The 25,649-nt window shown below is 66.9% G+C and carries 27 protein-coding genes and 1 riboswitch; of the genes, 16 read left to right on the top strand and 11 right to left on the bottom strand.

The features are described from left to right. Positions 1 to 101 precede the first annotated feature (101 nt). Together L3N39_RS08545 and L3N39_RS08550 are read left to right on the top strand one after the other, a co-directional pair. Positions 102 to 1,427: an OprO/OprP family phosphate-selective porin gene (locus L3N39_RS08545; protein ID WP_237256901.1), complete on the top strand. Its 1,326-nt coding sequence runs from the start codon at positions 102 to 104 to the stop codon at positions 1,425 to 1,427. 85 nt (positions 1,428 to 1,512) lie between these two features. Then, positions 1,513 to 2,643, top strand: a complete 1,131-nt coding sequence (locus L3N39_RS08550; RefSeq protein WP_237256902.1) for a GNAT family N-acetyltransferase — start codon at positions 1,513 to 1,515, stop codon at positions 2,641 to 2,643. A gap of 39 nt (positions 2,644 to 2,682) precedes the next feature. On the opposite strand, the gene L3N39_RS08555 is transcribed toward L3N39_RS08550, so the two are convergent. The 6 genes from L3N39_RS08555 to napE all read right to left on the bottom strand — a co-directional run bounded on the left by L3N39_RS08555 (position 2,683) and on the right by napE (position 8,426). Then, entirely contained in the window at positions 2,683 to 3,468 is a 786-nt protein-coding gene (locus tag L3N39_RS08555; RefSeq protein WP_237256903.1) for a dienelactone hydrolase family protein, read from the bottom strand. An 844-nt stretch (positions 3,469 to 4,312) separates the two neighbouring features. Beyond that, positions 4,313 to 4,909: a cytochrome c3 family protein gene (locus tag L3N39_RS08560; RefSeq protein ID WP_237256904.1), complete on the bottom strand. Its 597-nt coding sequence runs from the start codon at positions 4,907 to 4,909 to the stop codon at positions 4,313 to 4,315. A gap of 10 nt (positions 4,910 to 4,919) precedes the next feature. After that, entirely contained in the window at positions 4,920 to 5,408 is a 489-nt protein-coding gene (locus L3N39_RS08565; protein ID WP_237256905.1) for a nitrate reductase cytochrome c-type subunit, read from the bottom strand. 11 nt (positions 5,409 to 5,419) lie between these two features. After that, a complete protein-coding gene (gene napA / locus L3N39_RS08570) occupies positions 5,420 to 7,924 on the bottom strand; it encodes a nitrate reductase catalytic subunit NapA (protein WP_237256906.1) in 2,505 nt (834 codons plus the stop codon). Next, complete coding sequence (locus tag L3N39_RS08575) at positions 7,921 to 8,184, bottom strand: chaperone NapD (protein WP_237256907.1); 264 nt, start codon at positions 8,182 to 8,184, stop codon at positions 7,921 to 7,923. The genes napA and L3N39_RS08575 overlap by 4 nt, the downstream gene beginning before the upstream one ends. A 68-nt stretch (positions 8,185 to 8,252) precedes the next feature. Continuing rightward, positions 8,253 to 8,426: a periplasmic nitrate reductase, NapE protein gene (napE, locus tag L3N39_RS08580; RefSeq protein WP_237256908.1), complete on the bottom strand. Its 174-nt coding sequence runs from the start codon at positions 8,424 to 8,426 to the stop codon at positions 8,253 to 8,255. A gap of 245 nt (positions 8,427 to 8,671) precedes the next feature. Between napE and L3N39_RS08585 the strand changes: the two genes are divergently transcribed. After that, complete coding sequence (locus tag L3N39_RS08585; RefSeq protein WP_237256909.1) at positions 8,672 to 9,856, top strand: MFS transporter; 1,185 nt, start codon at positions 8,672 to 8,674, stop codon at positions 9,854 to 9,856. Between the two features lie 123 nt (positions 9,857 to 9,979). On the opposite strand, the gene L3N39_RS08590 is transcribed toward L3N39_RS08585, so the two are convergent. The 4 genes from L3N39_RS08590 to L3N39_RS08605 all read right to left on the bottom strand — a co-directional run bounded on the left by L3N39_RS08590 (position 9,980) and on the right by L3N39_RS08605 (position 12,747). Further along, on the bottom strand, positions 9,980 to 10,474 hold the full coding sequence (locus L3N39_RS08590) for a SprT family zinc-dependent metalloprotease (RefSeq protein ID WP_237256910.1): 495 nt from the start codon (positions 10,472 to 10,474) through the stop codon (positions 9,980 to 9,982). Between the two features lie 68 nt (positions 10,475 to 10,542). Next, positions 10,543 to 11,244: a Yip1 family protein gene (locus L3N39_RS08595; RefSeq protein ID WP_237256911.1), complete on the bottom strand. Its 702-nt coding sequence runs from the start codon at positions 11,242 to 11,244 to the stop codon at positions 10,543 to 10,545. A gap of 162 nt (positions 11,245 to 11,406) precedes the next feature. Next, positions 11,407 to 12,006, bottom strand: coding sequence for a Yip1 family protein (locus L3N39_RS08600; RefSeq protein WP_237256912.1), 600 nt, complete (start codon positions 12,004 to 12,006; stop codon positions 11,407 to 11,409). A 144-nt stretch (positions 12,007 to 12,150) separates the two neighbouring features. After that, positions 12,151 to 12,747 carry a DNA-J related domain-containing protein gene (locus tag L3N39_RS08605; RefSeq protein WP_237256913.1) on the bottom strand — a complete coding sequence of 199 codons (597 nt, stop codon included), beginning with the start codon at positions 12,745 to 12,747 and terminating at the stop codon, positions 12,151 to 12,153. A 127-nt stretch (positions 12,748 to 12,874) separates the two neighbouring features. Between L3N39_RS08605 and ttcA the strand changes: the two genes are divergently transcribed. From ttcA to L3N39_RS08665, 12 genes are all read left to right on the top strand, one after another. Then, entirely contained in the window at positions 12,875 to 13,699 is an 825-nt protein-coding gene (gene ttcA / locus L3N39_RS08610; protein ID WP_237256914.1) for a tRNA 2-thiocytidine(32) synthetase TtcA, read from the top strand. A gap of 557 nt (positions 13,700 to 14,256) precedes the next feature. Then, positions 14,257 to 15,318 (top strand): 3-deoxy-7-phosphoheptulonate synthase, encoded by a 1,062-nt coding sequence (locus L3N39_RS08615; RefSeq protein WP_237256915.1) that lies wholly within the window; start codon positions 14,257 to 14,259, stop codon positions 15,316 to 15,318. A 268-nt stretch (positions 15,319 to 15,586) separates the two neighbouring features. Further along, positions 15,587 to 16,258 carry a DNA-3-methyladenine glycosylase I gene (locus L3N39_RS08620; RefSeq protein ID WP_237256916.1) on the top strand — a complete coding sequence of 224 codons (672 nt, stop codon included), beginning with the start codon at positions 15,587 to 15,589 and terminating at the stop codon, positions 16,256 to 16,258. An 85-nt stretch (positions 16,259 to 16,343) separates the two neighbouring features. Further along, positions 16,344 to 16,715, top strand: a complete 372-nt coding sequence (locus L3N39_RS08625) for a DUF2946 family protein (protein WP_237256917.1) — start codon at positions 16,344 to 16,346, stop codon at positions 16,713 to 16,715. A gap of 81 nt (positions 16,716 to 16,796) precedes the next feature. Continuing rightward, positions 16,797 to 17,348 (top strand): putative natural product biosynthesis protein, encoded by a 552-nt coding sequence (locus L3N39_RS08630; RefSeq protein WP_237256918.1) that lies wholly within the window; start codon positions 16,797 to 16,799, stop codon positions 17,346 to 17,348. Positions 17,349 to 17,756: 408 nt separating this feature from the next. Next, entirely contained in the window at positions 17,757 to 17,936 is a 180-nt protein-coding gene (cydP, locus tag L3N39_RS08635) for a cytochrome oxidase putative small subunit CydP (RefSeq protein ID WP_237256919.1), read from the top strand. Then, a complete protein-coding gene (locus L3N39_RS08640) occupies positions 17,933 to 19,516 on the top strand; it encodes a cytochrome ubiquinol oxidase subunit I (RefSeq protein WP_237256920.1) in 1,584 nt (527 codons plus the stop codon). Before cydP ends, L3N39_RS08640 begins: the two co-directional genes overlap by 4 nt. Positions 19,517 to 19,526: 10 nt before the next feature. After that, on the top strand, positions 19,527 to 20,669 hold the full coding sequence (cydB, locus tag L3N39_RS08645) for a cytochrome d ubiquinol oxidase subunit II (RefSeq protein ID WP_237256921.1): 1,143 nt from the start codon (positions 19,527 to 19,529) through the stop codon (positions 20,667 to 20,669). A gap of 45 nt (positions 20,670 to 20,714) precedes the next feature. Further along, complete coding sequence (cydX, locus tag L3N39_RS08650) at positions 20,715 to 20,840, top strand: cytochrome bd-I oxidase subunit CydX (RefSeq protein ID WP_237256922.1); 126 nt, start codon at positions 20,715 to 20,717, stop codon at positions 20,838 to 20,840. After that, on the top strand, positions 20,821 to 21,111 hold the full coding sequence (locus L3N39_RS08655; RefSeq protein WP_237256923.1) for a cyd operon YbgE family protein: 291 nt from the start codon (positions 20,821 to 20,823) through the stop codon (positions 21,109 to 21,111). Before cydX ends, L3N39_RS08655 begins: the two co-directional genes overlap by 20 nt. A 116-nt stretch (positions 21,112 to 21,227) precedes the next feature. Then, positions 21,228 to 21,866 carry a C40 family peptidase gene (locus L3N39_RS08660; protein WP_237256924.1) on the top strand — a complete coding sequence of 213 codons (639 nt, stop codon included), beginning with the start codon at positions 21,228 to 21,230 and terminating at the stop codon, positions 21,864 to 21,866. A gap of 82 nt (positions 21,867 to 21,948) precedes the next feature. After that, the gene (locus L3N39_RS08665; RefSeq protein ID WP_237256925.1) at positions 21,949 to 22,470 is read left to right on the top strand and encodes a C40 family peptidase; all 522 of its coding nucleotides are present in this window, start codon (positions 21,949 to 21,951) and stop codon (positions 22,468 to 22,470) included. 6 nt (positions 22,471 to 22,476) lie between these two features. Here the strand turns inward: L3N39_RS08665 and L3N39_RS08670 are convergent, their stop codons facing one another. Continuing rightward, a complete protein-coding gene (locus L3N39_RS08670; RefSeq protein WP_237256926.1) occupies positions 22,477 to 23,280 on the bottom strand; it encodes a metallophosphoesterase family protein in 804 nt (267 codons plus the stop codon). Positions 23,281 to 23,416: 136 nt separating this feature from the next. Further along, positions 23,417 to 23,635: riboswitch (cobalamin riboswitch) on the top strand. Positions 23,636 to 23,754: 119 nt separating this feature from the next. Here L3N39_RS08670 and btuB point away from each other — a divergent pair. After that, positions 23,755 to 25,608 carry a TonB-dependent vitamin B12 receptor gene (btuB, locus tag L3N39_RS08675; protein ID WP_237256927.1) on the top strand — a complete coding sequence of 618 codons (1,854 nt, stop codon included), beginning with the start codon at positions 23,755 to 23,757 and terminating at the stop codon, positions 25,606 to 25,608. Positions 25,609 to 25,649: the final 41 nt, after the last annotated feature.

A 25,649-nucleotide genomic window follows, 5' to 3' on the forward strand; every position in this document is an offset into this window, starting at 1 on the left:
CAACAGCCACTTGGCTGCAATAAGCGCTCGCCAACATTCCCCCGCAACACAAAGAGCCCAACTCGTGTGTTTCCGACGCTAAACATAAAGGGGAATTTTGGATGATCCGCAAGCACTTCGCCGGTTTCGCTGCCAGCGCCCTGGCTCTGGCCGTTTCCGCCCAGGCTTTCGCCGGCACCGTCACCACCGATGGCGCCGATCTCGTTATCAAGACCAAGGGCGGACTGGAAGTCGCCACGACGGATAAAGAATTCAGCTTCAAGCTCGGTGGCCGCCTGCAGGCTGACTACAGCCAGTTCGACGGTTTCTACACCGCGGACGGCGGTAGCCAGGATGCAGCCTATTTCCGCCGCGCCTTCCTCGAACTGTCGGGTACCGCCTACAAGGATTGGAAGTACCTGATGAGCTACGACTTCGCGCATAACGCCGGTAGCAGCGATGACGGCTATTTTGACGAGGCGTCGATTACCTACACTGGCTTCAAGCCGGTCGAGATCCGCTTCGGTCGCTTCGACCCGATCTTCGGCCTGGAAAAGGCCACCAGCTCCAAGTGGGTTACCGCGCCGGAGCGCAACGCCGTTTATGACCTGATGGACTGGACCAACAGCCACCAGAACGGCATGGGCATCGAAGTGGCCGGCACCTATGCTGATTCCCTGCTTGGTGCTGTCACCCTGAGCTCCAAGGACAACAGCGACGATAACGGCCAGAGCACCAAGCAGCTCAACCTGCGCGGTGTTTTCGCCCCGATGCATGAGGCTGGCAACGTCCTGCATGTGGGCCTGAACTACGCCCAGCGCAACGCCGACGACGAAGGCTATGACGGCCGTTTCCGCAGCCGCATGGGCATGCGTGGCGTTGCTACCGAGGGTGGTACCGAAGCCAACAGCGGCAACCGTGCTGCCTTTGGTGGCTTCAACAATGCTGCTGCCGGCGACTTCGACAAGGACATCGCGTGGGGCGTGGAAGCGGCTTGGGCAACCGGCCCGTTCTCCCTGCAGGGTGAGTACATGCAGCGTACTCTGGAAGCCGGTGACAATGCCGGTGTTACCGAGGACATCGATGCCGATGGTTTCTATGTCCAGGCTGCTTATACCCTCACTGGCGAAGCGCGTGGCTACAAACTCGGCAAGTTCGACGCCATCAAGCCCCAGAACAAGCAGACCGGCGCCTGGGAAGTGTTCTATCGCTACGATGACTTCACGGTCGAAGACGAAAACACCAAAGGTAGCCTGACTCAGGGCGTCGCCATCCGTGAACTGGGTGAAGTCGACGGCAAGACCCACAACCTGGGCGTCAACTGGTACGTCAACGAAGCGGTCAAGCTGAGTGCCACCTACGTCAAGGTCAAGACCGATGGCATCACCAACGATGCTGGCGACGACGACGGCGACGGCTTCGTGGTTCGCGGCCAGTATGTGTTCTAAACATCACCTTCATCCGTGATGCTCCCTTGAGCCCCGCCCCAGGCGGGGCTTTTTTTCGTCTGCGCAACGGGCCAGACTGCCCGACATGCCTATCCGTACCCTTTCCCGTCTTGCCGAAGTGCCCGCCGCGCAATGGGATGCCTTGCTCGCGTGTCGGCAGCCGTTCCTGCGCCACGGCTTCTTGAGTGCTCTCGAAGACAGCGGCAGCGTCGGCGGCCGCACCGGCTGGCAGCCCGCGCATCGCCTGCTGCTCGACGCCGACGCCGACGGCGCGCCGCGCGCGGCGCTGCCGCTGTATCGCAAGGCGCATTCCTACGGCGAGTACGTGTTCGACTGGGCCTGGGCCGAGGCCTGCCAGCGGGCCGGCATCGGCTACTACCCCAAGCTGCTCTGCGCGGTGCCGTTCTCGCCGGTGGCCGGGCAACGGTTGCTCGGCGACGTTCAGGCGGCGGGCGGGCTGCTCGACGCGCTGACCGACTCGCTGGAGGCCGACGGTTGTTCCGGCCTGCACCTGAACTTCACCGAGCCGATGGCCGATACGCTGCTGGCCGGCCGCGACGGTTGGCTGGAGCGCATCGGCTGCCAGTTCCACTGGCACAACCGCGGCTACCGCGACTTTCAGGACTTCCTCGATGCGCTCGCCTCGCGCAAGCGCAAGCAGTTGCGCAAGGAGCGCGAGCAGGTGGCGGGGCAGGGCCTGGACTTCGAGTGGCGTGCCGGTGCGCAGATGGGCGAGGCCGACTGGGACTTCGTCTACGCCTGCTACGCCAATACCTACCGGGTCCGTGGGCAGGCACCGTACCTGACGCGCCGCTTCTTCAGCCTGCTGGCCGAGCGGATGCCCGAGGCGATCCGCGTGATGCTTGTGCAGCAGGCCGCGCGCCCGGTGGCCATGGCCTTCTGCCTGGTCGATGGCCAGACGCTGTACGGGCGCTACTGGGGCTGCCTGGCCGAGTTCGACCGGCTGCATTTCGAGACCTGCTTCTACCAGGGCATCGAGCTGGCGATCGCCGACGGGCTGCAGCGTTTCGACGCCGGTGCCCAGGGCGAGCACAAGCTGGTCCGCGGCTTCGAGCCGGTGCTGACGCGCTCCTGGCATTACCTGGCGCACCCGGGCCTGCGCACGGCGGTCGCCGACTTCCTCGTTCAGGAGCGGGCCGGGATCCAGGCCTACATGCAGGCGGCGCGCGAGGCGCTGCCCTATCGCCAGGCCTAGCCAGGCGCCAGCCCTGCCCGGGGCTGACGCCGGCGGGGTTCAGCGGCCGAAGGTGTCTTCGAGGAAGCGCTGCATGTCGTGCCAGGAGCGCTCGTCGGCGGTCTTGCTGTAGGCCAGGTCCAGGCCCTTTTGCTGATGCGCATCGGCGCCCGGGTTGCTGAAGCCGTGCTTGGCGCCCGGCAGGCTGACGAACTGGTAGTCCGCACCGGCCTTGACCATCTCCACGTTGAGCGCGGCGATGTCGTCGGTGCTGATCATGCTGTCCTCGGCGCCGTGCTCGACCAGCACCCGCGCCTTGACGCTGCCGGGCACGGCGCGGGTCTCGGTGGCCAGTGCGCCGTGGAAGCTCACCACCCCGGCCAGCGGCACGCCCTGGCGCGCCATGTCCAGCACCACCTTGCCGCCGAAGCAGTAGCCCACCGCGGCGAGCTTGGCGGCGTCGGTCTGCTCCTGCTGGCGCAACAGATCGAGGCCGGCGTTGAAGCGCGCCTTGGCGGCGTCGGCATCGGCCAGCGCGGCCTTCATGAAGCCCATGGCGTCCTTCGGGTGCTCGGTGTTCTTGCCTTCGCCGTACATGTCGATGGCCAGCGCGCTGTAGCCGAGCCCGGCCAGGTCGCGGGCGCGGCGTTTGGCGTAGTCGTTGAGGCCCCACCATTCGTGCACCACCACCACACCGGGGCGCGGGCCCTCGACGGCATCGTCGTAGGCGTAGTAGCCGATCATCTCTGTGCCATCGGCGGCCTGGTAGGGGATTTCCTGGGTCTGGATTTCGGCATGGGCAGCGACGCTGGCAGCCATGAGCAGGCCGAACAGGCAGTGGCGCATCGGGGGCTCCTTGATGGGCAATACGGCAGGCGAATGAGGGTTGGGTCACAGAAGGATAGCGGCTGTTCGACTCGTTGGCAGGGCGAAGGGTTCTGCAATCGATCGCCGTAATGCCGGGAGGGCTGTTGCCCATGGGGTTGCCGGACGCACCGCAAGCCTGGTGGAAAACGCTGCGCGGTTTTCCACCCTACGGTGGCAACCTGGATGAGGGTGGGCTGGTGGTGCGTAGGGTGGATGACGGCGCAGCCTCATCCACGCGTGGGCGGCCGCGGTCCATAGTCACCGGCTGGAGCGCCATGCGCACCGGAGCCTGGTGGAAAACGCTGCGCGGTTTTCCACCCTACGGTTGGTCACCTGGATGAGGGGGGCTTGGTGGTGCGTAGGGTGGATGACGGCGCAGCCTCATCCACGCGTGGGCGGCCGCGGTCCATAGTCGCCGGCTGGAGCGCCATGCGCACCGCAAGCCTGGTGGAAAACGCTGCGCGGTTTTCCACCCTACGGTTGGCGGCGTGAGCGAGGGTGGGCTGGTGTGCGTAGGGTGGATGACGGCGCAGCCTCATCCACGCGTGGGCTCCGGCCGCGGCCCATAGTCACCGGCTGGAGCGCCGTGCGCACCGCAAGCCTGGTGGAAAACGCTGCGCGGTTTTCCACCCTACGGTTGGTCACCTGGATGAGGGTGGGCTGGTGTGCGTAGGGTGGATGACGGCGCAGCCTCATCCACGCGTGGGGTCCGGCCGCGGCCCATCGTCTCGGCTGGAGCGCCATGCGCACCGGAGCCTGGTGGAAAACGTTGTGCGGTTTTCCACCCTGCGGTTGGCATGCCCGAGGGGCCCGGTCGCGCGGCCTACCAACCGGGCACGCCCTGCATGTCCGGCAGGCGGTGGGCGATGCCCTTGTGGCAGTCGATGCAGGTCGCCTCGCCCTTGGCCAGCGCCGTGGAGTGGAACTGCGCGGCGCGCGGGCTCTGGCGGGTGAAGTCCATGAAGTCGAAGTCGTGGCAGTTGCGGCACTCCAGCGAATCGTTGGCCTTGAGCCGCGCCCACTCGTGCTCGGCCAGCTCGCGGCGCTTCTCGAGGAATTTCTCGCGGGTGTTGATGGTGCCGAAGATCTTGCCCCAGACCTCCTTGGAGGCCTGCATCTTGCGCGCGATCTTGTCGGTCCACTCATGCGGCACGTGGCAGTCCGGGCAGGTGGCGCGCACGCCGGAGCGGTTGGTGTAGTGGATGGTGTCCTTGATCTCGACGTAGACGTTGCTCTCCATCTCGTGGCAGGAGATGCAGAAGGCTTCGGTATTGGTCGCCTCCAGCGCGGTGTTGAAGCCGCCCCAGAAGATGATCCCGGCGATGAAGCCGCCGAGGGTGAGCACGCCGAGGCTGTAGTGCACGCTGGGACGGCGCAGCACGCCCCAGTAGCGCTTGAGCATGGCCATTAGCGACTTCATTCAGGCCTCCTCAGTTCTGCTTCCCGGTGGCGGGGTTTTCCCGGTACAGCAGGTCGTCGATGTTCTTGAACTGGTTTTCCACCAGCGGCTTGGCATCGTGCTGCGGGACGTGGCACTGGGTGCAGAAGTAGCGCCGCGGCGCCACCGCGGCGAGCACCTGGCCGTCGCGGTCGCCGAAGTGGGTGATGCTGATCATCGGCGCCTGGGTCCGCGCACTGGCCTCGCGGCTGTGGCAGGACAGGCACTTGTTGGCGTTCTTGTCCACCGCGTAACCGCGGATGGCATGCGGGATGGTCGGCGGCTGCTCGGGATAGTTGCGTTCGCGGCGCAGGTCCTTGTTCTCCTCGTCGCGCAACGGCGGCGGGGTGAACTCCTGGGTGATGGTGCCGCCAGGGCGGCGACCGTCCGGAGCCGGGGCATCGAGCGGGTAGTTGACGTCCGCGGCGACGGCCAGGCCGAACACCGCGAGCAGAGACAACGGCAGGAAACGGAATGTCATGTCGGCTCTCCTCAGGCGATGCTGACGACTTCGATCTTCACCGCGCACTTCTTGTAGTCGGTCTGCTTGGAGATCGGGTCGGTGGCGTCGAGGGTGACCTTGTTGATCAGCTTGTTGGCGTCGAAGAAGGGCACGAACACCAGCCCCTGCGGTGGCTTGTTGCGCCCGCGCGTCTCGATGCGCGCCTGCATCTCGCCGCGCCGGCTGATCACCTTAACCACGCTGCCGCGCCGGGCGTTGAGCTTGCGCGCGTCCTCGGGGTGCATGTAGACCAGCGCATCGGGCACGGCCTGGTAGAGCTCGTCGACCCGCTGGGTCATGCTGCCGGTGTGCCAGTGCTCGAGCACCCGGCCGGTGCTGAGCCAGAACGGGTAGTCGTCGTCCGGCACCTCGGCCGGCACCTCGTAGGGCAGGGCGAAGATGATCGCCTTCTTGTCGGCATTGCCGTAGAACTGCACGCCGCTGCCCTTCTCGACGTAGGGGTCGTGGCCCTCGCGGTAGCGCCAGCGGGTCTCCTTGCCATCGACCACCGGCCAGCGCAGGCCGCGTTCCTGGTGGTAGGTGTCGAAGGGCGCCAGGTCGTGGCCGTGGCCACGACCGAATTCGGCGTATTCCTCGAACAGCCCCTTCTGGATGTAGAAACCGAACGCCTCGGCCTCGCGGTTGCGATAGCCCTCGGCGATCTCGCTGCTGGGGAAGCGGTCGACCTGGCCGTTGGTGAACAGCACCTGGTAGAGCGTCTTGCCCTTGAGCTCCGGCGCCTTGGCCAGCAGATCGGCGGGCCAGACCTCGTCGACGGTGAAGCGCTTGGAGAATTCCACCAGCTGCCAGAGGTCCGAGCGCGCCTCGCCGGGTGCATCGACCAGCTGGTGCCAGAACTGCGTGCGCCGCTCGGCGTTGCCGTAGGCGCCTTCCTTCTCCACCCACATGGCGCTCGGCAGGATCAGGTCGGCCGCCTGCGCGGAAACCGTCGGGTAGACGTCCGAGACGATGACGAAGGTGTCCGGGTTGCGCCAGCCGGGCAGCACCTCCTGCATGATGTTCGGCCCGGCCTGCATGTTGTTGGTCACCTGCGTCCAGTAGACCTTGAGCACGCCGTCCTTGAGCATGCGGCTCTGGTCGACGGCATGGAAGCCGGGCTTTTCTTGGATGGTGCCGGCCGGCAGCTTCCAGATCTTCTCGGTGGTCGCGCGGTGCTTGGGGTTGGTCACCGCCATGTCCGCCGGCAGCCGGTGGGAGAAGGTGCCGACCTCGCGCGCGGTGCCGCAGGCCGAGGGCTGGCCGGTGAGCGAGAAGGGGCTGTTGCCCGGCTCGCTGATCTTCCCGGTCAGCAGGTGGATGTTGTAGATCATGTTGTTCGCCCAGACGCCGCGGGTGTGCTGGTTGAAGCCCATGGTCCAGAACGACATGACGCGGGTCTTCGGGTCGGCGTAGAGCCTGGCCAGCGCCTCCAGCCGCTCGGCCGGCACGCCGCTTTCCTGGGCGGCATGCTCCAGGGTGTAGGGCTCGAGGAACTCGGCGAAGTCGTCGAAGCTGATGTCGGTCCAGGTGTTGGCCACCCCGCGGTTCTCGGCCTTGAGCTCCAGCGGGTCGGTCGGGCGCAGGCCGTAGCCGATGTTGGTCGCGCCCTTGGCGAAGCGGGTGTGCTTGTCGACGAACTCGCGGTTCACCGCGCCGCTCTGGATGATGTGGTTGGCGATGTAGTTGAGGATCACCAGGTCGGTCTGCGGCTTGAACACCATGGGGATGTCGGCCAGCTCGAAGCTGCGGTGCTCGAAGGTCGACATCACCGCAACCTTCACGTGCGGCGCGCTGAGGCGGCGGTCGGTGACGCGCGTCCACAGCACCGGGTGCATCTCGGCCATGTTCGAGCCCCAGAGCACGAAGGCATCGGCGGCCTCGATGTCGTCGTAGCAGCCCATGGGTTCGTCCATGCCGAAGGTGCGCATGAAGCCGAACGCCGCCGAGGCCATGCAGTGCCGCGCGTTGGGGTCGAGGTTGTTGGAGCGGAACCCCGCCTTCATCAGCTTGTTGGCGGCGTAGCCTTCCCAGATCGTCCACTGCCCGGAACCGAACATGCCGATGGCCTCGGGGCCGCCGGCCTTGAGCGCGGCCTTGTACTTCTCGGCCATGATGTCGAAGGCCTGGTCCCAGCTGACTGGCTGGAACGCGCCCTGCTTGTCGAACTGGCCGTCCTTCATGCGCAGCAATGGCTGGGTCAGGCGGTCGGCGCCGTACATGATCTTCGACAGGAAGTAGCCCTTGACGCAGTTGATGCCGCGGTTGACCTCCGCCTTGATGTCGCCGTGGGTCGCCACCACGCGGTTCTCGCGGGTCGCCACCATCACGCTGCAACCGGTGCCGCAGAAGCGGCAGGGCGCCTTGTCCCAGTGCAGGTTGGTGGCGTCGGCCTCGGTGATCAGGTTGCTGGCGCTGCTGGCGATCGGCAGGCCGGCCACCGTCGCGGCGATGGCGGCTGCGTTCGCCTTGGCGAATTCACGGCGGGTCAGGCTCATGGGGCTTCTCCTTCGAGGCTGAGGAGTTCTTCGTGATAGATCAGCGCGGCGTTGAGCACGCCGGGCAGCTGCTGGATCTGCTCCAGCGTGGCGAGGATGTGGCGCTCGTGCTCGGCTTCGAGCACCACCACCAGCTTGCCGGCCGGGCTGTGCTGGTGCAGTTCGACGCCGGGCAGCCGGCCGAGGTTGGTCTTCACGGCGTCGAGCCATTCGGGGCGGCAATGGACCAGCAGGCTGGCGATATGCAGGGCGGTTTCCATGAAAGGGCATCCAACCGGGTCGATGGAAAAAGCGGTGCTACGAGCGTTCGGCAGGGGAGGCTTTGCGCTCAGCTCGCCGGGCCCGGCGGGCCGAACAACATCTGCGTGATCCAGACGATGAAGCCGTAGCCGGACACGATCAGTACGCTGAGCAGGGGAAACAGGAACACGATGAGGAAAACGAAGAGACGGGTTTCTTCGCGCTTGCGGGAGGGCTGGTCAGGCGTTTGTGTCGTTGTCATTGCCTCACTCCGAACCGACGTTACAGGGAGTCTAGTAAGGGACTCGGCGTTGGCCAGTAGGTTCGCTGGCTGGCCGACCGGTGGAGCGTCTGCGGCGCCCGTTCGGCGATTTCGGCGCAGCCTGGAGCCGGGCTCGGCGACTGGCGCTTGCCGGGTTGGCGTGGAAGGCATCTGCCGTGGCGCTTATGCCGCTTCGCTGTGCTAGGCTCCGCAGCTTTTTCAGCCTGACGCGCTAGCCTGACGTAATGACCACCGACCCCATCCATAGCCATCTGCGGCAGGGCACACCTGCCTATCGCCGGGCGACCCTGGCGCTGTTCTGCGCCGGTTTCGCCACCTTCGCCATGCTCTATTGCGTGCAGCCGCTGCTGCCGCTGCTGGCGACGCATTTCGGCGTCTCGGCGGCGACCAGCAGCCTGGCGCTGTCGCTGACCACGCTGTGCCTGGCGCTCTGCCTGCTGGTATCCGGCGCGCTGGCCGAGAGCTGGGGGCGCAAGCCGGTGATGGCCGCCGCGCTCGGCCTGGCCAGCCTGCTGGGGCTGGCCTGCGTGCTGGTGGAGTCCTGGAACCTGCTGCTGGTGCTGCGCGCCCTGCTGGGCCTGGCGCTGAGCGGCCTGCCGGCGCTGGCGATGGCCTATGTCGGCGAGGAATTCGACCCGCCGTCGCTGCCGGCGGCGATGGGGCTGTATATCGGCGGCACCGCGCTGGGCGGGCTGCTCGGGCGCCTGCTGTCGGGCCTGCTGAGCGATATCGGCGGCTGGGAGCTGGCCCTGGGCGGTATCGCCGGGCTCGGCCTGCTGGCGCTGGCCCTGTTCGTCTGGCTGCTGCCGGCCTCGCGCCACTTCCGCGCGCAGCCGCTGTCGCTGCGCGTGCTGCTCGGCAACTTCCGCCTGCACCTGGGCAACCCGGTGCTGCGCGGGCTGTTCCTGCAGGGCTTCTTGCTGATGGGCGGCTTCGTCGCGCTGTTCAACTACATCGGCTTCCGCCTGGCCGGGGCGCCGTTCGGGTTGTCCACGACGGTGATCGGCCTGCTCTTCGTGGTCTACCTGGCCGGAATCTTCAGCGCCGGCTGGGCCGGGCGGCTGGTGCCGCGCTTCGGTGCGCGCCAGGTGCTGCGCGGCGGCGTGGGGTTGATGCTGGCCGGCGTCGCGCTGTGCAGCACCGCCTGGCTGGCGGCCATCGTGCTCGGCCTGGGGCTGTTCACCCTGGGCTTCTTCGCCGCCCATGCGGTGGCCAGCGGGCAGGTCGGCGCCCACGCCCAGGGTGCAAAGGCCCAGGCCTCGGCGCTGTACCTGTGCGCCTACTACCTGGGCTCGAGCGTGGTGGGCTATGTCGCCGGCTATGTCTGGGAACACGCCGGCTGGCTACCGTTGATGGCGGTGCTGGCCGGGCTATTCGTCATCGCCGCCTGGCGTGCCCGCAGCCTGTAGGGTGGATAACGGCGCCGCCTATCCACGCACCGGGATCGGCCGGCATCCGTGTTTCGCGAATCGGAACGCGTGGAAAACGCGTTGCGGTTTTCCACCCTACGCACCCTGGTTCGCCAGGGCGCATCACTCGACGCGCTGCTGGCCGCTGTAGGTCAGCGTGGCCCGGCAGCTGCGGCACAGGTAGCGGCGGCCCTTGCGTACCAGCGCGTGGCGTTGCGCGGTGAAGGCGAACTCCTGCTCGGGGCAGCGGCAACGGTACAGGTAGCGGGTGCGCGGGCGGTGCTGGATCTCGTAGGTGTGGCAGCGCTCCGGCGGTAGCTCGTAGACACCGCGCATGATCAGTTGCCATTCCTCGCCATGCGGCTGGATACGCGGCCCGAACATCTGGTGGGCGACCAGGTGGGCGACTTCATGGGCCACCGTCTGGCGCAGGAAATGCTCAGTGTTCTCGCGGTACAGCTGGGCGTTGAAGCGCAGCAGGTTCTGCTGCAGATGGGCGACGCCGGCCTTCTGCCCGCGCAGCCTGAAGCTCACCTGCGGTCGCTCGAAGCGGCGCGCGAAGAACTGTTCGGCAAGCTGGTAGCAGGCCTCGACGCGCGCATGAAGTCGTTCGGGCATAGGGCACTCCTGGGGAGCGCCGCATTATGCCAAACGACTCGCCGTGCGCCAGCGGTGGCGGACAGGCGTCACTCGCCGGGCCGCTCGTTGAAACGCCGCTCGTTGTCCAGGCCGCCGGGCGCTTGCTGCGGACGGTTCTGCTCGACGCCATAGCTCTGGTCCTGCGGTGCGTCGCGCTCGTAGGTCGGGTCCAGCGCCAGCGACCAGAACAGGATCATCGGCACCTTGAGATTGACCAGCACCAGCAGGCCGACGGCCCAGGTGCTGGCGCCGTAGAGGAAGGTGTTGCGGTCGTCGATGCGCATGAACTTCGGCAGGCCGACGAACAGCAGGTAGGTCGAGTACAGGCCGGCCGCCACCAGCACCAGGATGGCGATCCAGCGGGTGGGGTAGAGCGCGCCGAGCCCGGCGATGAAGAACGGGGTGATCACGTAGGCGATGAAGCCGACGCACTGGTTGAAGGTCGGGCGCGCGTCGAAGGTGCGCGACATCCAGCGCAGGAAGAAGCCCATGATGAAGGTGCCGAGGATGATCGTCAGGTAGATCAGCCCGCTCAGCTGCAGTGCGCTGCGGGTGTCCAGCCAGATGCGCTCGTTCTCCACCAGGCTCCAGCCGACCAAGCGTGTGCCGATGAACATGCACACGGCGGGCAGCAGCGCCCATAGCAGCAGGTGCAGCAGGTAGTTCGAGCTGTTCTTCTCCTCGTCGCGGCGGATTTCAGTCCAGGCCTGGTCGGGTCGGGTCATCAAGGTGAAAAAGTGGGGAATCATGGGGAGTCTCCATCTGCCTTGGATGGGCTTGCCACGGCAGCTCGGCCCTGGCCGGCGTTATCGATGTAGAACGGCGGATGGGCCAAGGGTTTCCGCCGTGCGGCGGAACCTGGAAACGCGAAGGGCCGCTCTATGGCGGCCCTTCGACATGGCGCGCGGGAGTCAGCGGACGTAGACCGGGCCCATGCCCATCCCCCAGAGGATCACCGAGATGGCGATGATCGCCACCAGCACCACCAGGCCGACCGCCAGCACCGAGCTGGAGAACATGAAGCCTTCGTCGTCCGGGATGTTCATGAACTTCGGCAGGCCGACGTACAGCAGGTAGGCCGTGTAGCAGACCGCCGCGGTGCCGACGATCATCGCCAGCCACAGGTGCGGGTAGAGCCCGGCCAGGCCACCGATGAACAGCGGCGTGGCGGTGTAGGCGGCGAAGACGATGCACTGGGTCAGCGAGGGGTTGGCGTCGTAGGTGCGCGCCATCCAGTGGATGAAGCCGCCCATGACCGCGACGCCCGCGAGCATCGCCAGGTAGGACATGATCGCCAGTTGCATGCAGCTCGCCTGCGTCAGCTTCACCGGCTCGCCGCCGTTGATGCTCCAGCCGACCTGGGTGGCGCCGATGAAGCCGGCGACCGCGGGGATGGCGGCAAGCAGCAGCACATGGGTCAGGTACATGTGGCTGACGGTCTCTTCCTCACCGCGGATCGTTTGCCACTCCTGGCCGGGGTGGGCGAACAGGCCCCAAACGTGATTGATCATGTCGGCGTCTCCTCAATGGTGGGAGGTCGCTTTGCCATGTTGATACAGTGGTCCCTGGTACGGCTGCTGCGACCTTATGCCGCAGTATAGGAGCGCACCCCGGCGGTGCCGATGGCTCGGTTAGAGCGAATGGAAGCTATGGGGTCAGTGGTAATAGCGCTGCAGTATTTCCAGCGCCAGGTTGATCGACTGCAGCCGCTCGGTGCTGCCGCCGCGGTCGGGATGATGCAAGCCGACCAGTTGCCGGTAGCGCTGCTTGACCAGCACGGCGGTGACCGGCTCGCTGCTGCGGTCCAGCTCGAACAGCTCCAGCGCCGCCTGCTTCTCGTCGCCGCCCTGCATGCGCGTCCAGAAGCTGGCCAGCAGCCGCTCCACGTCCGCCTCGTCGGTATCGCGCAGGTTGTCCAGGTCCAGATAGTAGTCACGCAGCGGGTCGCGTTCGGCCAGTGCGGCCTCGCCGGCGCCGTAGGGCAGCAGGCGGATCGCCATGGGGCTGATCGCCAGGTGCGCGCTGGCCGCTTCGCGCAGGCGGTCGCGCAGCCGGTAGAGGGCGTTGAACACCAGGAAATGGCTGCGGAACAGCACCAGCTTGTCGGTCAATGGCAGGTTGGGAATGTGCGTGCTGTGGCGCCGCTTGAGCGCCTGGATCAGCTCGTACTCGCTCAGGCCCTCGGGGCGTTCGCGCAGCAGCACCAGCAACTGCTCGCAAAGGTCCAGGGCGGGGGAGAGGTCTTCTGTCATCGGCCGACCCTAGCACGCGGCAGTAGCGGCCGGGTGGCGCGGCGTCACAGGCTGGTGACGGTCGGGCTGGGGCGGCGCGCGCTTTGCGCGTAAAATGCGCGGCTTTGCATTCCTCCGGACATCCACCATGGGCACCCTTTCGGTCAACCAGAACAAGCTGCAGAAGCGCATTCGCCGCCTGGCCGGCGAAGCCATCACCGATTTCAACATGATCGAGGACGGCGACAAGGTCATGGTCTGCCTGTCCGGCGGCAAGGACAGCTACACCATGCTCGACGTGCTGCTCTACCTGCAGAAGGTCGCGCCGATCAAGTTCGAGATCGTCGCGGTGAACATGGACCAGAAGCAACCGGGCTTTCCCGAGCACGTGCTGCCCGAGTACCTCAAGGGCCTGGGCATCGAGTACCACATCATCGAGAAGGACACCTACTCGGTGGTCAAGGAGAAGATCCCGGAGGGCAAGACCACCTGCTCGCTGTGTTCGCGCCTGCGTCGCGGCACGCTGTACACCTTCGCCGACGAGATCGGCGCGACCAAGATGGCGCTCGGGCACCACCGCGACGACATCCTCGAGACCTTCTTCCTCAACATGTTCTATGGCGGCACGCTCAAGGCCATGCCACCCAAGCTGCTCTCCGACGACGGCCGCAACGTGGTGATCCGCCCGCTGGCCTACTGCAGCGAGGCCGATATCGAGGCCTATTCGAAGATCAGGGAATTCCCGATCATCCCGTGCAACCTCTGCGGCTCGCAGGAGAACCTGCAGCGCCAGGTGGTCAAGGAGATGCTGCAGGAATGGGAGCGCAAGTCGCCGGGGCGCACCGAGATCATGTTCCGCGCGCTGCAGAACGTGGTGCCCTCGCAATTGGCCGATCGCAACCTGTTCGACTTCCAGAGCCTGCGCATCGACGACAGCGCCACGCCGCGCTTCGTCGAGGTGATGAGCCTGTAATCGGGCGCTTGCCGCTTCCGCAGGGCGGGCTTCAGCCCGCCATTGGCATCCACCCGCTGTTGCGCTGGGCCAAGCCCACCCTGCGGGCTTCTTCTTCGCCATGCGGGTTGAAAGCCGCACGCCGGGCGGAGTATGGTTCGGCCATCGTCTGGAGATCAGCATGTCCCTGAACCCCGTAGCCCTCCCCGTTGTCGATGCCGGTGCCATGTGCGCTGCGCTCGTTCGTGGGCAGGTTGCGGCGGCTGCCTATTACTTTTTCGGGTATTGGTTTAGCCACAGGCGCGCCTGATACCCCACAGGCGCCCTAGCAAGCAGGGTCGCCACCAGAGCAGTTTTCGAACCCCCGGTCGGCCACCCGACCGGGGGTTTTGTTTTTCCGACCGTCCACGATCCAACGCACCGAGGAACACGCCATGACCGCTTACCGCACCGACCGTTACTACCGCTACGACTGGCGATTTAGCCGCTTCACCGCCGCTGTCCTGAAACCGCACGACCGAACACTCGACTAGCGCCGCCGCGGGAACACCCGCGCCGGCAGAAGGAATCGCCAGATCATGACTACCACCGCAACCGTCCAGACCCTCATCGAGCCCAGCACCGCCTGCCGCAGTGCCCAGCCTTTGCCCAGCCCCGCCGTCCTGCGCCAGCGCCTGCCGCTCTCCGCTGAGCTGGCCGCCCGCGTCCACGCCGATCGCAATGCCATCCGTGCCGTCCTCGACGGCCGTGACCCGCGGCTGCTGGTCGTCGTCGGGCCCTGTTCGCTGCACGACCCGGTCGCCGCGCTGGAGTACGCCGAGCGCCTCGCGGCCCTTGCGCCGCAGCTGAGCGACCAGCTTCTGCTGGTCATGCGCGCCTACGTGGAAAAGCCGCGCACCACGGTCGGCTGGAAGGGCCTGCTCTACGATCCGCATCTCGATGGCAGCGGCGACATGGCCGAAGGGCTGCGCCTGTCGCGGCGGCTGATGCTGGATATTCTCGAGACCGGCCTGCCGATTGCCAGCGAGCTGCTGCAGCCGATGGCCGCGGGCTACTTCGACGACCTGCTCGGCTGGGCGGCGATCGGTGCGCGCACCAGCGAATCGCAGATCCATCGGGAGATGGTCAGCGGCCTGGACCTGCCGGTGGGCTTCAAGAACGGCACCGACGGCAGCCTGGGCATCGCCTGCGACGCCATGCGCTCGGCCGCGCATCCGCACCGGCACTTCGGCATCGACGCCCTGGGCCACCCGGCGCTGCTGGAAACCCGCGGCAACCCGGACACCCACCTGGTGCTGCGCGGCGGCCACGGCGCGCCGAACTACGATGCCGCCAGCATCGCCGCCGCACGCGCGGCGCTGCAAAAGCAGGGCATCGCGCCAGGCATCATGGTCGATTGCAGCCACGCCAACAGCGGCAAGGACCCGCTGCGCCAGCCCGCGGTGCTGCAGGCGGTGATCGCCCAGCGCCTGGCGGGCGACGCGAGCCTGCGTGGCGTGATGCTCGAGAGTCACCTGTTCGACGGTTGCCAGCCGCTGTCCGGCGAGCTGCGCTACGGCGTGTCGATCACCGATGGCTGCCTGGGCTGGACCGGCACCGAGCAACTGCTGCGCCAGGCCGCCGAGGCGCTGCGCGGCTGAGTTGACGACCAGCGCCGCGGTGGAAAATCGCCGCGCGGGTTTTCCATCCCTACGGATACCGGAGCCATGGCCGCAGCTGGGCCGCGGATGCCGTAGGGTGGATGGCCGAAGCCATCCACGCGGCTTGGTGGTCGGCCACGCTTCCACGTTCGGCTATGTACAGCGTGGAAAATCGCCGCGCGAGTTTTCCACGCTACGGCTTGACGCTTGCGGCGTACGGTCATCCCCGGCACCCTTTGCCGTCGCTTGCCCACCGAAAGGCCCTGCCATGCACGACTACAAATGGCTGCACGAATACTGCCTCAACCGCTTCGGTTCGGCCGCCGCGCTGGAGGCGCGCCTGCTGCAGCCGCGCAGCGCCGAGGAACTGCGGGCGCTGCCGGATGACCGCTACCTGTCGCAGATCAGCCTGCGCATCTTCCGTGCCGGGCTCAAGCACAGCCTGGTCGACGCCAAGTGGCCTGCCTTCGAGAAGGCTTTCTTCGGCTTCGACCCGGAGAAGGTCGTGCTCATGGGCGGCGAGCACATCGAGCGGCTGATGCAGAACGCCGAGCTGATCCGCCATCTCGGCAAGCTCAAGAGCGTGCCGCGCAACGCCCAGTTCGTGCTCGACGTGGCCCGGGAGCAAGGCAGCTTCGGCAAGCTGATCGCCGACTGGCCGGGCAGCAACATCGTCGGCTTGTGGCGCCACCTGGCCAGGCACGGCAGCCAGCTGGGCGGGCTGTCGGCGCCGCGTCTGCTGCGCATGGTCGGTAAGGACACCTTCATTCCCAGCAACGACGTGGTCGCCGCGCTCAAGGCGCAGGAAGTCATCGACAAGGCGCCCACCAGCCAGCGTGACCTGAGTGCCGTGCAGGCCGCGTTCAACACCTGGCAGCAGCAAAGCGGCCGGCCGCTGTGCCAGCTCTCGGCGATGCTCGCCTTCACCGTCAATCACTGACTTTCCGGGCTTCGCCGAGCCCGGTCGCTGCGCTGCGACGCTTTGTCCCGTTCCGCCGCTTCGGTGGCGGGCCTAGAGTGCAAACATGACCAGCGTCAAGATTTCCCGCAGCCCGCTCGCCTGGATGTTGCTCGCCATCATCCTGGCGAACCTCTATGCCTGCACGCTGGAGCACGGCCGCCACGTCGGCTTCCGCCTGGCGCTCGGCGATCCGGCGCTGTGCCTGTCGACTGCCGATCCGGGCGCTGACGTCGGCCAACCGCCCCTGGCCGGCGGACCTTTGTCCCACCAGATGCCCTACGACTGTCCGCTGTGCAGTGCCGGCCTGCTGGTCGTCGCGCTGCTGCTGTGCCTCGGCTGGCTAGGGCGCGCCGTACGGCGTCGACCACAGCCAGCCGGTGTGCTACCGCGCTCGCCTCGCGCCCACTGGCCTTCGCTGAACCCACGCGCTCCCTGAACCGAACCCGATCGTCGGGCCCCGGCTACCTTGGCCGCCGGGGTGTCTCGCCGCGCCTGCGGCACTCCTGGAGCGCTTCACATGACCGCGATGGAAAGATTTGCCCGCGCCGACGGCCGCGCTGCGTGCCGCCTGCCGTTTCCCGATTACCCGAGCAATGCGCGCAGCTTCGTCCACCTGGATGCCAAGCTGCTGCCGTACTGGCACGCGCTGTTCGACATCTGCCCCGGCCTGCTCAAGCTGGACCCGCCTGACGGCCTGGACTTGTTCCGCCAGTTCATGACCTGGGCCTACGGCCGGCAACTGGCGCTCAACTGGACCTTTCACCTGAACGTCTGCCGCTGGCTGCTCGGCTCGCCCTACGGCCCGCAACTGGACGAGGAACTGGTCGAGACCATGCTGGTGGCCGCGGCGGCGCGCTGGGTCAGCCGCGACGACAGTGCGGCCCTCGGCGTGGTGCTCGGCTGGCAGGGCGGGGTGCGGGTGTTCGACTGGAAAGCCCGGGCGCGCCTGGTCGGCCGTAGCCCGGCGGCGGAGCAGGAGGAACTGCCACCGCTGCCCTGGGACTTTGCCTGGTGCCCGTTGTCCAGCAGCAACGCGAGCGCCTTTCGCCGTTGGCTGAGGGTGTCCTGATGCGACAGTCTGCCGCAGCGAAGGCCGCGCCCGGGCGTTGCCGACCACTCGCTCGCTGCCGTTGGCCGGCCGGCTTGCGTCAGCAATCCGGTGCCGGGTTGATCTGGCGCAGGGTCGCGGCTGATTGCCGGGCGGCAAGCAGGCTGCGGGCGTCTAACCTGGCCAGGCGAAGCGAACCGACCGAGCCCCGGCCTGCGGCGGGCTGTCGCAATTGCCGCGGCAAAGTGCCGGCCGGAGACTACATCTGTCTTCGGCCCGGGCAATCCACGGCAGGGCTTGGGACAACGCGATTGAGCCGGGCAACCACTGCCGGTCCAGGCCCCCGCCCCATCGGGGGCCGTCAATCGCAGACTGCGCGTCGGCTCGCCGGGCGCACCGGCGGCAGGCTGCGTTGAAGGAGCAGACGCAATGTTCAAGTCATCCCTGCGGCGCGATGTCGTCATCATCCTGCTGGTCAAGCTCGCCATTCTCACAAGCATAAAAACCATCTGGTTCGATGCTCCCAGCATTCCCGAAAACGGTTCGGCGAGGGTCGCCGAGCATTTGCTTGATAAGCGGGATGCCAATCCCGAGGGAGGGCCGAGATGATCTCGGAAAGCGTTGTCGATCTGTCACGCCTGCAATTCGCCATGACGGCGATGTACCACTTTCTCTTCGTGCCGCTGACCCTGGGGCTCGCGTTCCTGCTGGCCATCATGGAGTCGGTCTACGTGATGACCGGCAAGCAGGTCTACAAGGACATGACCCAGTTCTGGGGCAAGCTGTTCGGCATCAACTTCGCCCTGGGCGTCACCACCGGGCTGACCATGGAGTTCCAGTTCGGCACCAACTGGGCCTATTACAGCCACTACGTCGGGGACATCTTCGGCGCGCCGCTGGCCATCGAGGGGCTGATGGCGTTCTTCCTCGAATCGACCTTCATCGGCCTGTTCTTCTTCGGCTGGGATCGCCTCTCCAGGGTGCAGCACCTGGCCGTGACCTGGCTGGTGGCGCTGGGCTCGAACCTCTCGGCACTGTGGATTCTCATCGCCAACGGCTGGATGCAGAACCCGGTGGGTTCGGAGTTCAACTTCGAGACCATGCGCATGGAACTGGTGGATTTCGGCGCGCTGCTGTTCAATCCGGTGGCGCAGGTCAAGTTCGTGCACACGGTGTCGGCCGGCTACGTCACCGGCGCGATCTTCGTGCTGGCGATCTCGTCCTTCTACCTGTTGAAGAAGCGTGACCTGGGCTTTGCCCGCCGTTCGTTCGCCATCGCCGCGGTGTTCGGCCTGGCCTCGACGATCTCGGTGATCATCCTCGGTGACGAATCCGGCTATGAGATCGGTGACGTGCAGAAGGTCAAGCTGGCAGCCATCGAGGCCGAGTGGGAGACCCATCCTGCGCCGGCCGGCTTCACCCTGTTCGGCCTGCCGGACCAGGACGCGCAGCGCACCGACTACGCGGTGAAGATCCCCTACGTGCTGGGGCTGATCGCCACCCGCTCGCTGGACGAGGAGGTCAGAGGCATCAAGGACCTGATCGCCGAGCACGAACTGCGCATCCGCAACGGCATGCTTGCCTACGAGCGGCTGCAGGTGCTGCGTAGCGGCGACAAGTCCGCCGAAGCCATCGCCGCCTTCAACGAGGTCAAGCAGGACCTGGGCTACGGCCTGCTGCTGAAGAAGTACACCGCCGATGTGGTGGATGCCAGCGACGAGCAGATCAAGCAGGCCGCGCTGGACACCATTCCCGACGTGTTCAGCCTGTTCTGGACCTTCCGCGCCATGGTTTTCTCGGGCTTCCTGATGCTCGTGCTGTTCGCCCTGGCCAGCTGGGCATCGATCAAGCGCAATGCCGAACGCAAGCCCTGGTTGTTGAAGTTCGCGCTGCTCAGCCTGCCGCTGCCGTGGATCGCGGCGCAGACCGGCTGGTACGTCGCCGAGCATGGCCGCCAGCCGTGGTCGATCGCCGAGGTGCTGCCCACCCATCTGTCCACCTCATCGCTGGCGGCCGGCGACATCTGGGGTTCGCTGATCGCCCTGGTGGCCTTCTACAGCCTGCTGCTGGTGGTGGAGATGTTCCTGATGATCCGCTTCGCGCGTCTCGGCCCGAGCAGCCTGCACACCGGTCGTTATCACTTCGAGCAGGGCGCGACCACGGCGGCCCATACCCCGTCCCACGCCTGAGGAAATCACCATGTTCGATTACGAGATTCTCAAGCTCATCTGGTGGGTGCTGATCGGCGTGCTGCTGATCGGCTTCGCCCTCACCGACGGCTTCGACATGGGCGCCATGGCGCTGATGCCCTTCGTCGGCAAGACCGACAACGAGCGGCGCGTGGCGATCAACACCATCGCGCCGCACTGGGATGGCAACCAGGTGTGGTTCATCACCGCCGGTGGCGCGCTGTTCGCCGCCTGGCCGATGGTCTACGCGGTGGCCTTCTCCGGGCTGTACTGGGCGATGCTGCTGGTGCTGTTCGCGCTGTTCTGCCGGCCGGTGGGCTTCGACTACCGTAGCAAGGTCGAGGACCCGCGCTGGCGCAACGCCTGGGACTGGGCGCTGTTCGTTGGCGGCGCGGTGCCGGCGCTGGTGTTCGGCGTGGCCTTCGGCAACCTGTTCCTCGGCCTGCCGTTCCAGCTCGACGAACTGATGCGCTCGACCTATCACGGCTCGTTCTTCGCCCTGCTCAACCCGTTCGCGCTGCTCTGCGGCGTCGTCAGTCTGAGCATGCTCGGCGCGCATGGCGGCGCCTGGCTGATGCTGCGCACCGACGGCGCGCTGGCCGAGCGCTCGCGCCGGGCGACACGGCTGTGCGTGCTGGTGTTCCTGATCGGCTTCATCGCCGCCGGGGTGTGGCTGGCGCTGGGCATCCAGGGCTTCAGCCAGCTGTCGGTCAGCGATCCGGGCGCGGCGCTCAACCCGCTGCTGGACAAGCAGGTGGCGCAGGACAACGCCGGCTGGCTGGCCAACTACAGCCGCTATCCGGTCACCCTGATTGCGCCGGCGGCGGGCATCCTCGGGGCGTTGCTGGCGCTGCTCGGCTCCAGCCGCAACAGCGGCGGGGTGAGCTTTCTCGGCAGCAGCCTGATGATCGTCGGCGCCATCTGCACGGCGGGCTTCGCGCTGTTTCCCTTCGTCTTCCCGTCGAGCCTCGACCCGGCCTCGAGCCTGACCATCTGGGATGCGGTCTCGAGCCACAAGACGCTGGGCATCATGTTCGTCGTGGCCTGCCTCTTCGTGCCGCTGATCCTCTGCTACACGCTGTGGAGCTACGTGCGCATGTGGGGGCGATTGACCGACAAGAACATCGAAGCCAACCCCCACGGCTTGTACTGAACGCGCGGGCGGGCCGCCGTGCCCGCCCGCCAAGGAGAGACGACTATGTGGTACTTCACCTGGATACTCGGCGTACTGCTGGCCTGCAGCTTCGGCATCATCAACGCGCTGTGGCTGGAAGCGACCCAGAACTTCGACGCGGAGCCGGCCGATGAGCGCGCCGAGCGCTGAGCGGCTGGCCTACCGGCCGGCGGCGCGTGCGCTGTCGCTGCTGCTGGCCGCACCGCTGGCGTTGCTGTTGCTGATCCATCCGGCGGCCATGCTCGACGGGCAGGGCGGCTACAGCCATCCGCAGCTGATGCTGGTGATGTGGGGAATCTCGGCCGGCTTCGTCCACGGGGTCGGTTTCGTGCCGCTGTTCCGGCCCTGGCGCTGGTTGCTCGGGCCGCTGCCGGCCTGGGCACTCTGCGCGCTGGGCTATGCCATCCTGGCCGGGGGTTGAAACGGCGCAGACGTTTTGTCGCACGCCGTGCGTCACATTGGCGTCAATAAAATTTGATTATGAAATCGATAGTGGGCATAGTCGCGCGATCCTGAATTCCAGACACGGTCGTGCCCATGCGCCTACGCTTCGCACCCCTCGTGCCCTATGCACTCATCGCCCTGCTGACGGCCTGTGCCGGCCAGCCGGTGCAGAACCCACCGTCCGAGACCCGCGCGCCGGCCCATGAACAGGCCAGGGCGCAGCAGGATTTCGAGCAGTTCCTGGCGACACTGCAGATCGAAGACGAGCCACTGGCCGAGTTCGACGGCGAGTCCGACTACGCCCTGCCACAGCTGGCCGACAGCGTGATCGAGCGCGGTTTTGCGCTGATGGGCACGCCCTACCGCTACGGCGGCACCTCGGTGAAGACCGGTTTCGATTGCAGCGGCTTCGTCAACTTCGTGTTCCGCAAGGAAGCCGGCCTCGAGCTGCCGCGCTCCACCCGTGAACTGATCAATCTCGACGCCCCGCTGGTCAAGCGTGACGAGCTGGAGCCCGGCGACCTGGTGTTCTTCAACAACCGCGGCCGCGGGCGTGTCAGCCACGCCGGTATCTACATCGGCGACGACCGCTTCATCCATTCCTCCAGCAGCCGCAGCGGCGGCGTGCGGGTCGACAGCCTGCACGACAGGTACTGGCGCGCCAGCTACCTGGAAGCCAAGCGCGTACTCGCCCTGGCCCCGGAACTGCCGCACGCCACGGCGCATCGCTGATCCGCGCGTTCGGCCTGCGCGGGGTTGCGTCGTTCCCCGCGCACCGGCAGAGTGAGGGCTCCCTTGCCAGGATCGCTCTGCCATGCCCCTTCCGGCTCGACTCTCGCTCATCCTGCTGACCCTCCTGCTGACCGCCTGTGCCGGCCGCACGCCGCTACCGGAACCGACCGGCGCGCCGTTCGAGCCGGCCGATGCCGCCTATGCCAACGATGTGCTGTTCCGCGCCCTGGGCCTGGTCGGCACGCCCTATCGCTACGGCGGCAACACGCCGGACAGCGGCTTCGACTGCAGCGGGCTGATCGGCTACGTCTACCGCGATGCCGCCGGGCTGGCGCTGCCGCGCACCACTACACAGATGAGCCAGCTGCGTGCCGCCACCATCGGCCGCGAGGCGCTGCAGGCCGGCGACCTAGTGTTCTTCGCCACCGCCGGTGGGCGCCGGGTCAGCCATGCGGGGATCTACGTCGGCGACGACCGCTTCGTGCATGCCCCGTCGAGCGGTGGCACCGTGCGCCTCGACAGCCTGAACAGCCGCTACTGGACCCGCGCCTACCTGGGCGCCAAGCGCGTGCTCGAGGGCGCGGCGCTGGCGCGCAACCCGTGACCGGCGCTACCAGCCGAGGTTGAAGTGCGAGCCCAGGACGAAGCAGTCGTCGAGCATGTCCCAGCGCTCGACGCAGACCTTCTTCGGCGAGCCGGGGTGCAGCTTCAGGCGGTTGAACGAATTGGGCGAGGTGCCGCGCAGGCGTGACGACAGCGCGGTGCCGGCCTGCACCATCCAGATTTCCCGCGACAGCCTGGGGTACTGCTTCGACAGCGGCAGCACGTAGGGCAGGTGGATGTGCCCGCCCATCACCAGGTCCAGCCCTTGTTCGGCCCAGCGTTCCAGCGCAACGGCGGCGCCGCGCTGCAGGTTGCTGAGGTCGCTCGGCAGCATGGCACCGAACGGCTGGTGCGCCACCACGATGCGGATCTTGCCCGGGTCGCTGGCGGCCAGGCGCCGTGCCACCTCGTCCACCTGTCGCGCGGTCACCACGCCGTCTTTGTGCCGGCGCGGGTGGGTGGTGTTGAGGCCGATCACCAGGGCCTCGTCGTCCTCGTAGACCGGCTGCAGGTCGTCGCCGAAATGCCGGCGATAGTTGGCGTAGGGCGCGAAGACGCGGGCCAGCAGGTTGTACAGCGGGATGTCGTGGTTGCCGGGGATCACCAGCGTGCGGCGCACGCCATGTCGCTCCAGGCGCTGCACGAAGGCCTGGGCGGCGGCGAACTGGCCGCGCCGGGCGCGCTGGGTGATGTCGCCGGAGAACACCAGCAGGTCGACCGCGTGCTCATGGACGTGCCGCGCCAGCGCCTCGACGACGTGGGGCTGTTCGGTGCCGAAATGGGTATCCGAGATCTGCAGGAGCGTAGTCATGGGTCGGCGCGGTCTCGTGGTTCTGGCGAGCAGGGGCATTGTTGCATTCGAAGCCTGCCGGCGTCCGCCGTTCCGCAGCGCAGCCCCGAACCGGGTCGCGGCAAGCGCGCGGTTGCGCCATGCCCGGCCTTGGACTAACCTCCGCGTCGCCTCAGGTGCCCCCTGGCTTTGTGCCAGATGGGTGAAACAGGGAAGCCGGTCCATTCTCACGAAGATTCCGGCGCTGCCCCCGCAACGGTAGGCGAGTCGAGAAACCGCAACGGCCACTGTGCTCAACGCATGGGAAGGCGCGGTTTCGGGTGCCGCACGGCATACGCTCGCAAGCCCGGAGACCGGCCTGTCGCATTTCACTGACAGTGCGGCGGGCGCTGGGCGGGTGCGTATCCCTCGCGGTATTCACTTTCCTTTTGCGGTTCCTCCGTCTGTCTTCGTCGACTTTCAGTCGTGCGGGTGGGCACGACGGAGACCTGAACCTTGACTGGCAAGCCCCGTTTCAAGCCCGCGGCCTATGTGCTGCTCGGCAGTTTTCCCGTTTCCATTGGCCAACTGGCCGCAGCCCCGCTGGATCTCCAGCAACAGGTGGTGACCGCCACCCGTACCGCCCAGACCGCCCAGCAGAGCCTGGCAGCGGTAACCGTGATCGACCGCGAGCGGATCGAGCGCAGCCAGGCGAGTTCGCTGCCGGAGCTGCTCAAGCAGGTGCCTGGCGTTTCGCTGGCCAACAACGGCGGGCTCGGCAAGTCCACCTCGCTGTTCATGCGCGGCACCGAGTCCGACCACGTGCTGGTGATGATCGACGGCATCAAGATCGGCTCGGTGTCCGCCGGCGGCGCGGCCCTGCAGGATCTGCCGCTGGAGCTGATCGAGCGCATCGAGGTGGTACGCGGCCCGCGGTCCAGCCTGTACGGCTCGGAGGCCATCGGCGGGGTGATCCAGATCTTCACCCGCAAGGGCCAGGGGCAGGGCGTCAAGCCGTTCTTCTCGGCCGGCTACGGCACCCACGACAGCTATACCGGCAGCGCCGGCGTGTCCGGCGGCGCCGGCCGTGGCTGGTACAGCCTGGGCGTCAGCGGCTCGGAGAGCGACGGCATCAACGTCAAGTCGCCGGACACCAGCGGCTACGAAAGCGATGCCGATGGCTATCGCAACCTGTCCGCGACGCTGAGCGCTGGCTACCGCTTCGATAACGGCCTGGAGCTGGACGCCAACCTGCTGCAGGCCAAATCCCATAACGACTACGACAGCGTGAACCGGGCCCGCACCTCCGGTTTCGGCGCCAATGCCGATGGTGAGTCGAGGGTCTTCGGAACCCGTGCGCGCTTCAGTCCGCTGGAACCCTGGCGGGTGACGCTGCAGGCCGGGCGCAGCGAAGACAAATCCGATGCCTATCAGGACGGGCAGTTCTATTCACGCTTCGACAGCCGTCGCGACACGCTCAGCTGGCAGAACGATATCGAGCTGACTGCGGGGCATACGCTGACGCTGGGCGCCGACCGCCAGCGCGACGAGGTCAACGGCACCACAGTCTATGCCGAGGACTCCCGGGATAACGACGGCTACTTCGCTCAGTACCTGGGCGAGGTCGGCCGCCATGACTGGCAGCTGTCGCTGCGCCGGGACGACAACGAGCAGTTCGGCCAGCACGACACCGGCAACATCGGCTACGGCTATGCGCTGACCGACTGGCTGCGCGGCACCATCAGCTACGGCACTGCATTCAAGGCACCGACCTTCAACGAGCTGTATTTCCCCAACTACGGCAATCCCGAGCTGGATGCGGAAACCTCCGAGAGCCTTGAGGTTGGTCTTGCCGGGCAGCATGGCTGGGGCCACTGGGCGGTGAATGCCTATCGCACCGTAGTGGATGACCTGATCGCCTATGACGCCAGCATCTCCGCTCCGGCCAACGTGCAGGAAGCGCGCATCCGCGGCGTCGAGCTGGTGCTCGGCAGCCAGCTGCTGGGCTGGGACTGGAACGCCAACTACAGCCTGCTGGAGCCAGAGAACCGCTCCGCCGGCGCCAACCGCGGCAACGAACTGGCGCGCCGCGCCAAGCAGCTGTTCAACCTCGACCTCGATCGCCGTCTCGGCGCCTTCAGCGTCGGCGCCAGCCTGCATGCCGAGGGGCAGCGCTACGACGATCTGGTCAACACCCGCGAGCTGTCCGGCTACGCCACCCTCGACCTGCGCGGCGAGTACCGCATCACCCCCGAGTGGCGCCTGCAGGCGCGCGTCGCCAACCTGCTGGACGCCGACTTTGAGACCGCCGAGGGCTACAACCAGCCCGGCCAGGCCGCTTACCTGAGCGTGCGCTACCAGGCGCTGTAAGACCGCGACGCGGGCATGTCGCCCGCGCCCAGAGAAGGAGA

Source organism: Pseudomonas oligotrophica, from assembly GCF_021726475.1.
Lineage (GTDB): Bacteria > Pseudomonadota > Gammaproteobacteria > Pseudomonadales > Pseudomonadaceae > Stutzerimonas > Stutzerimonas oligotrophica.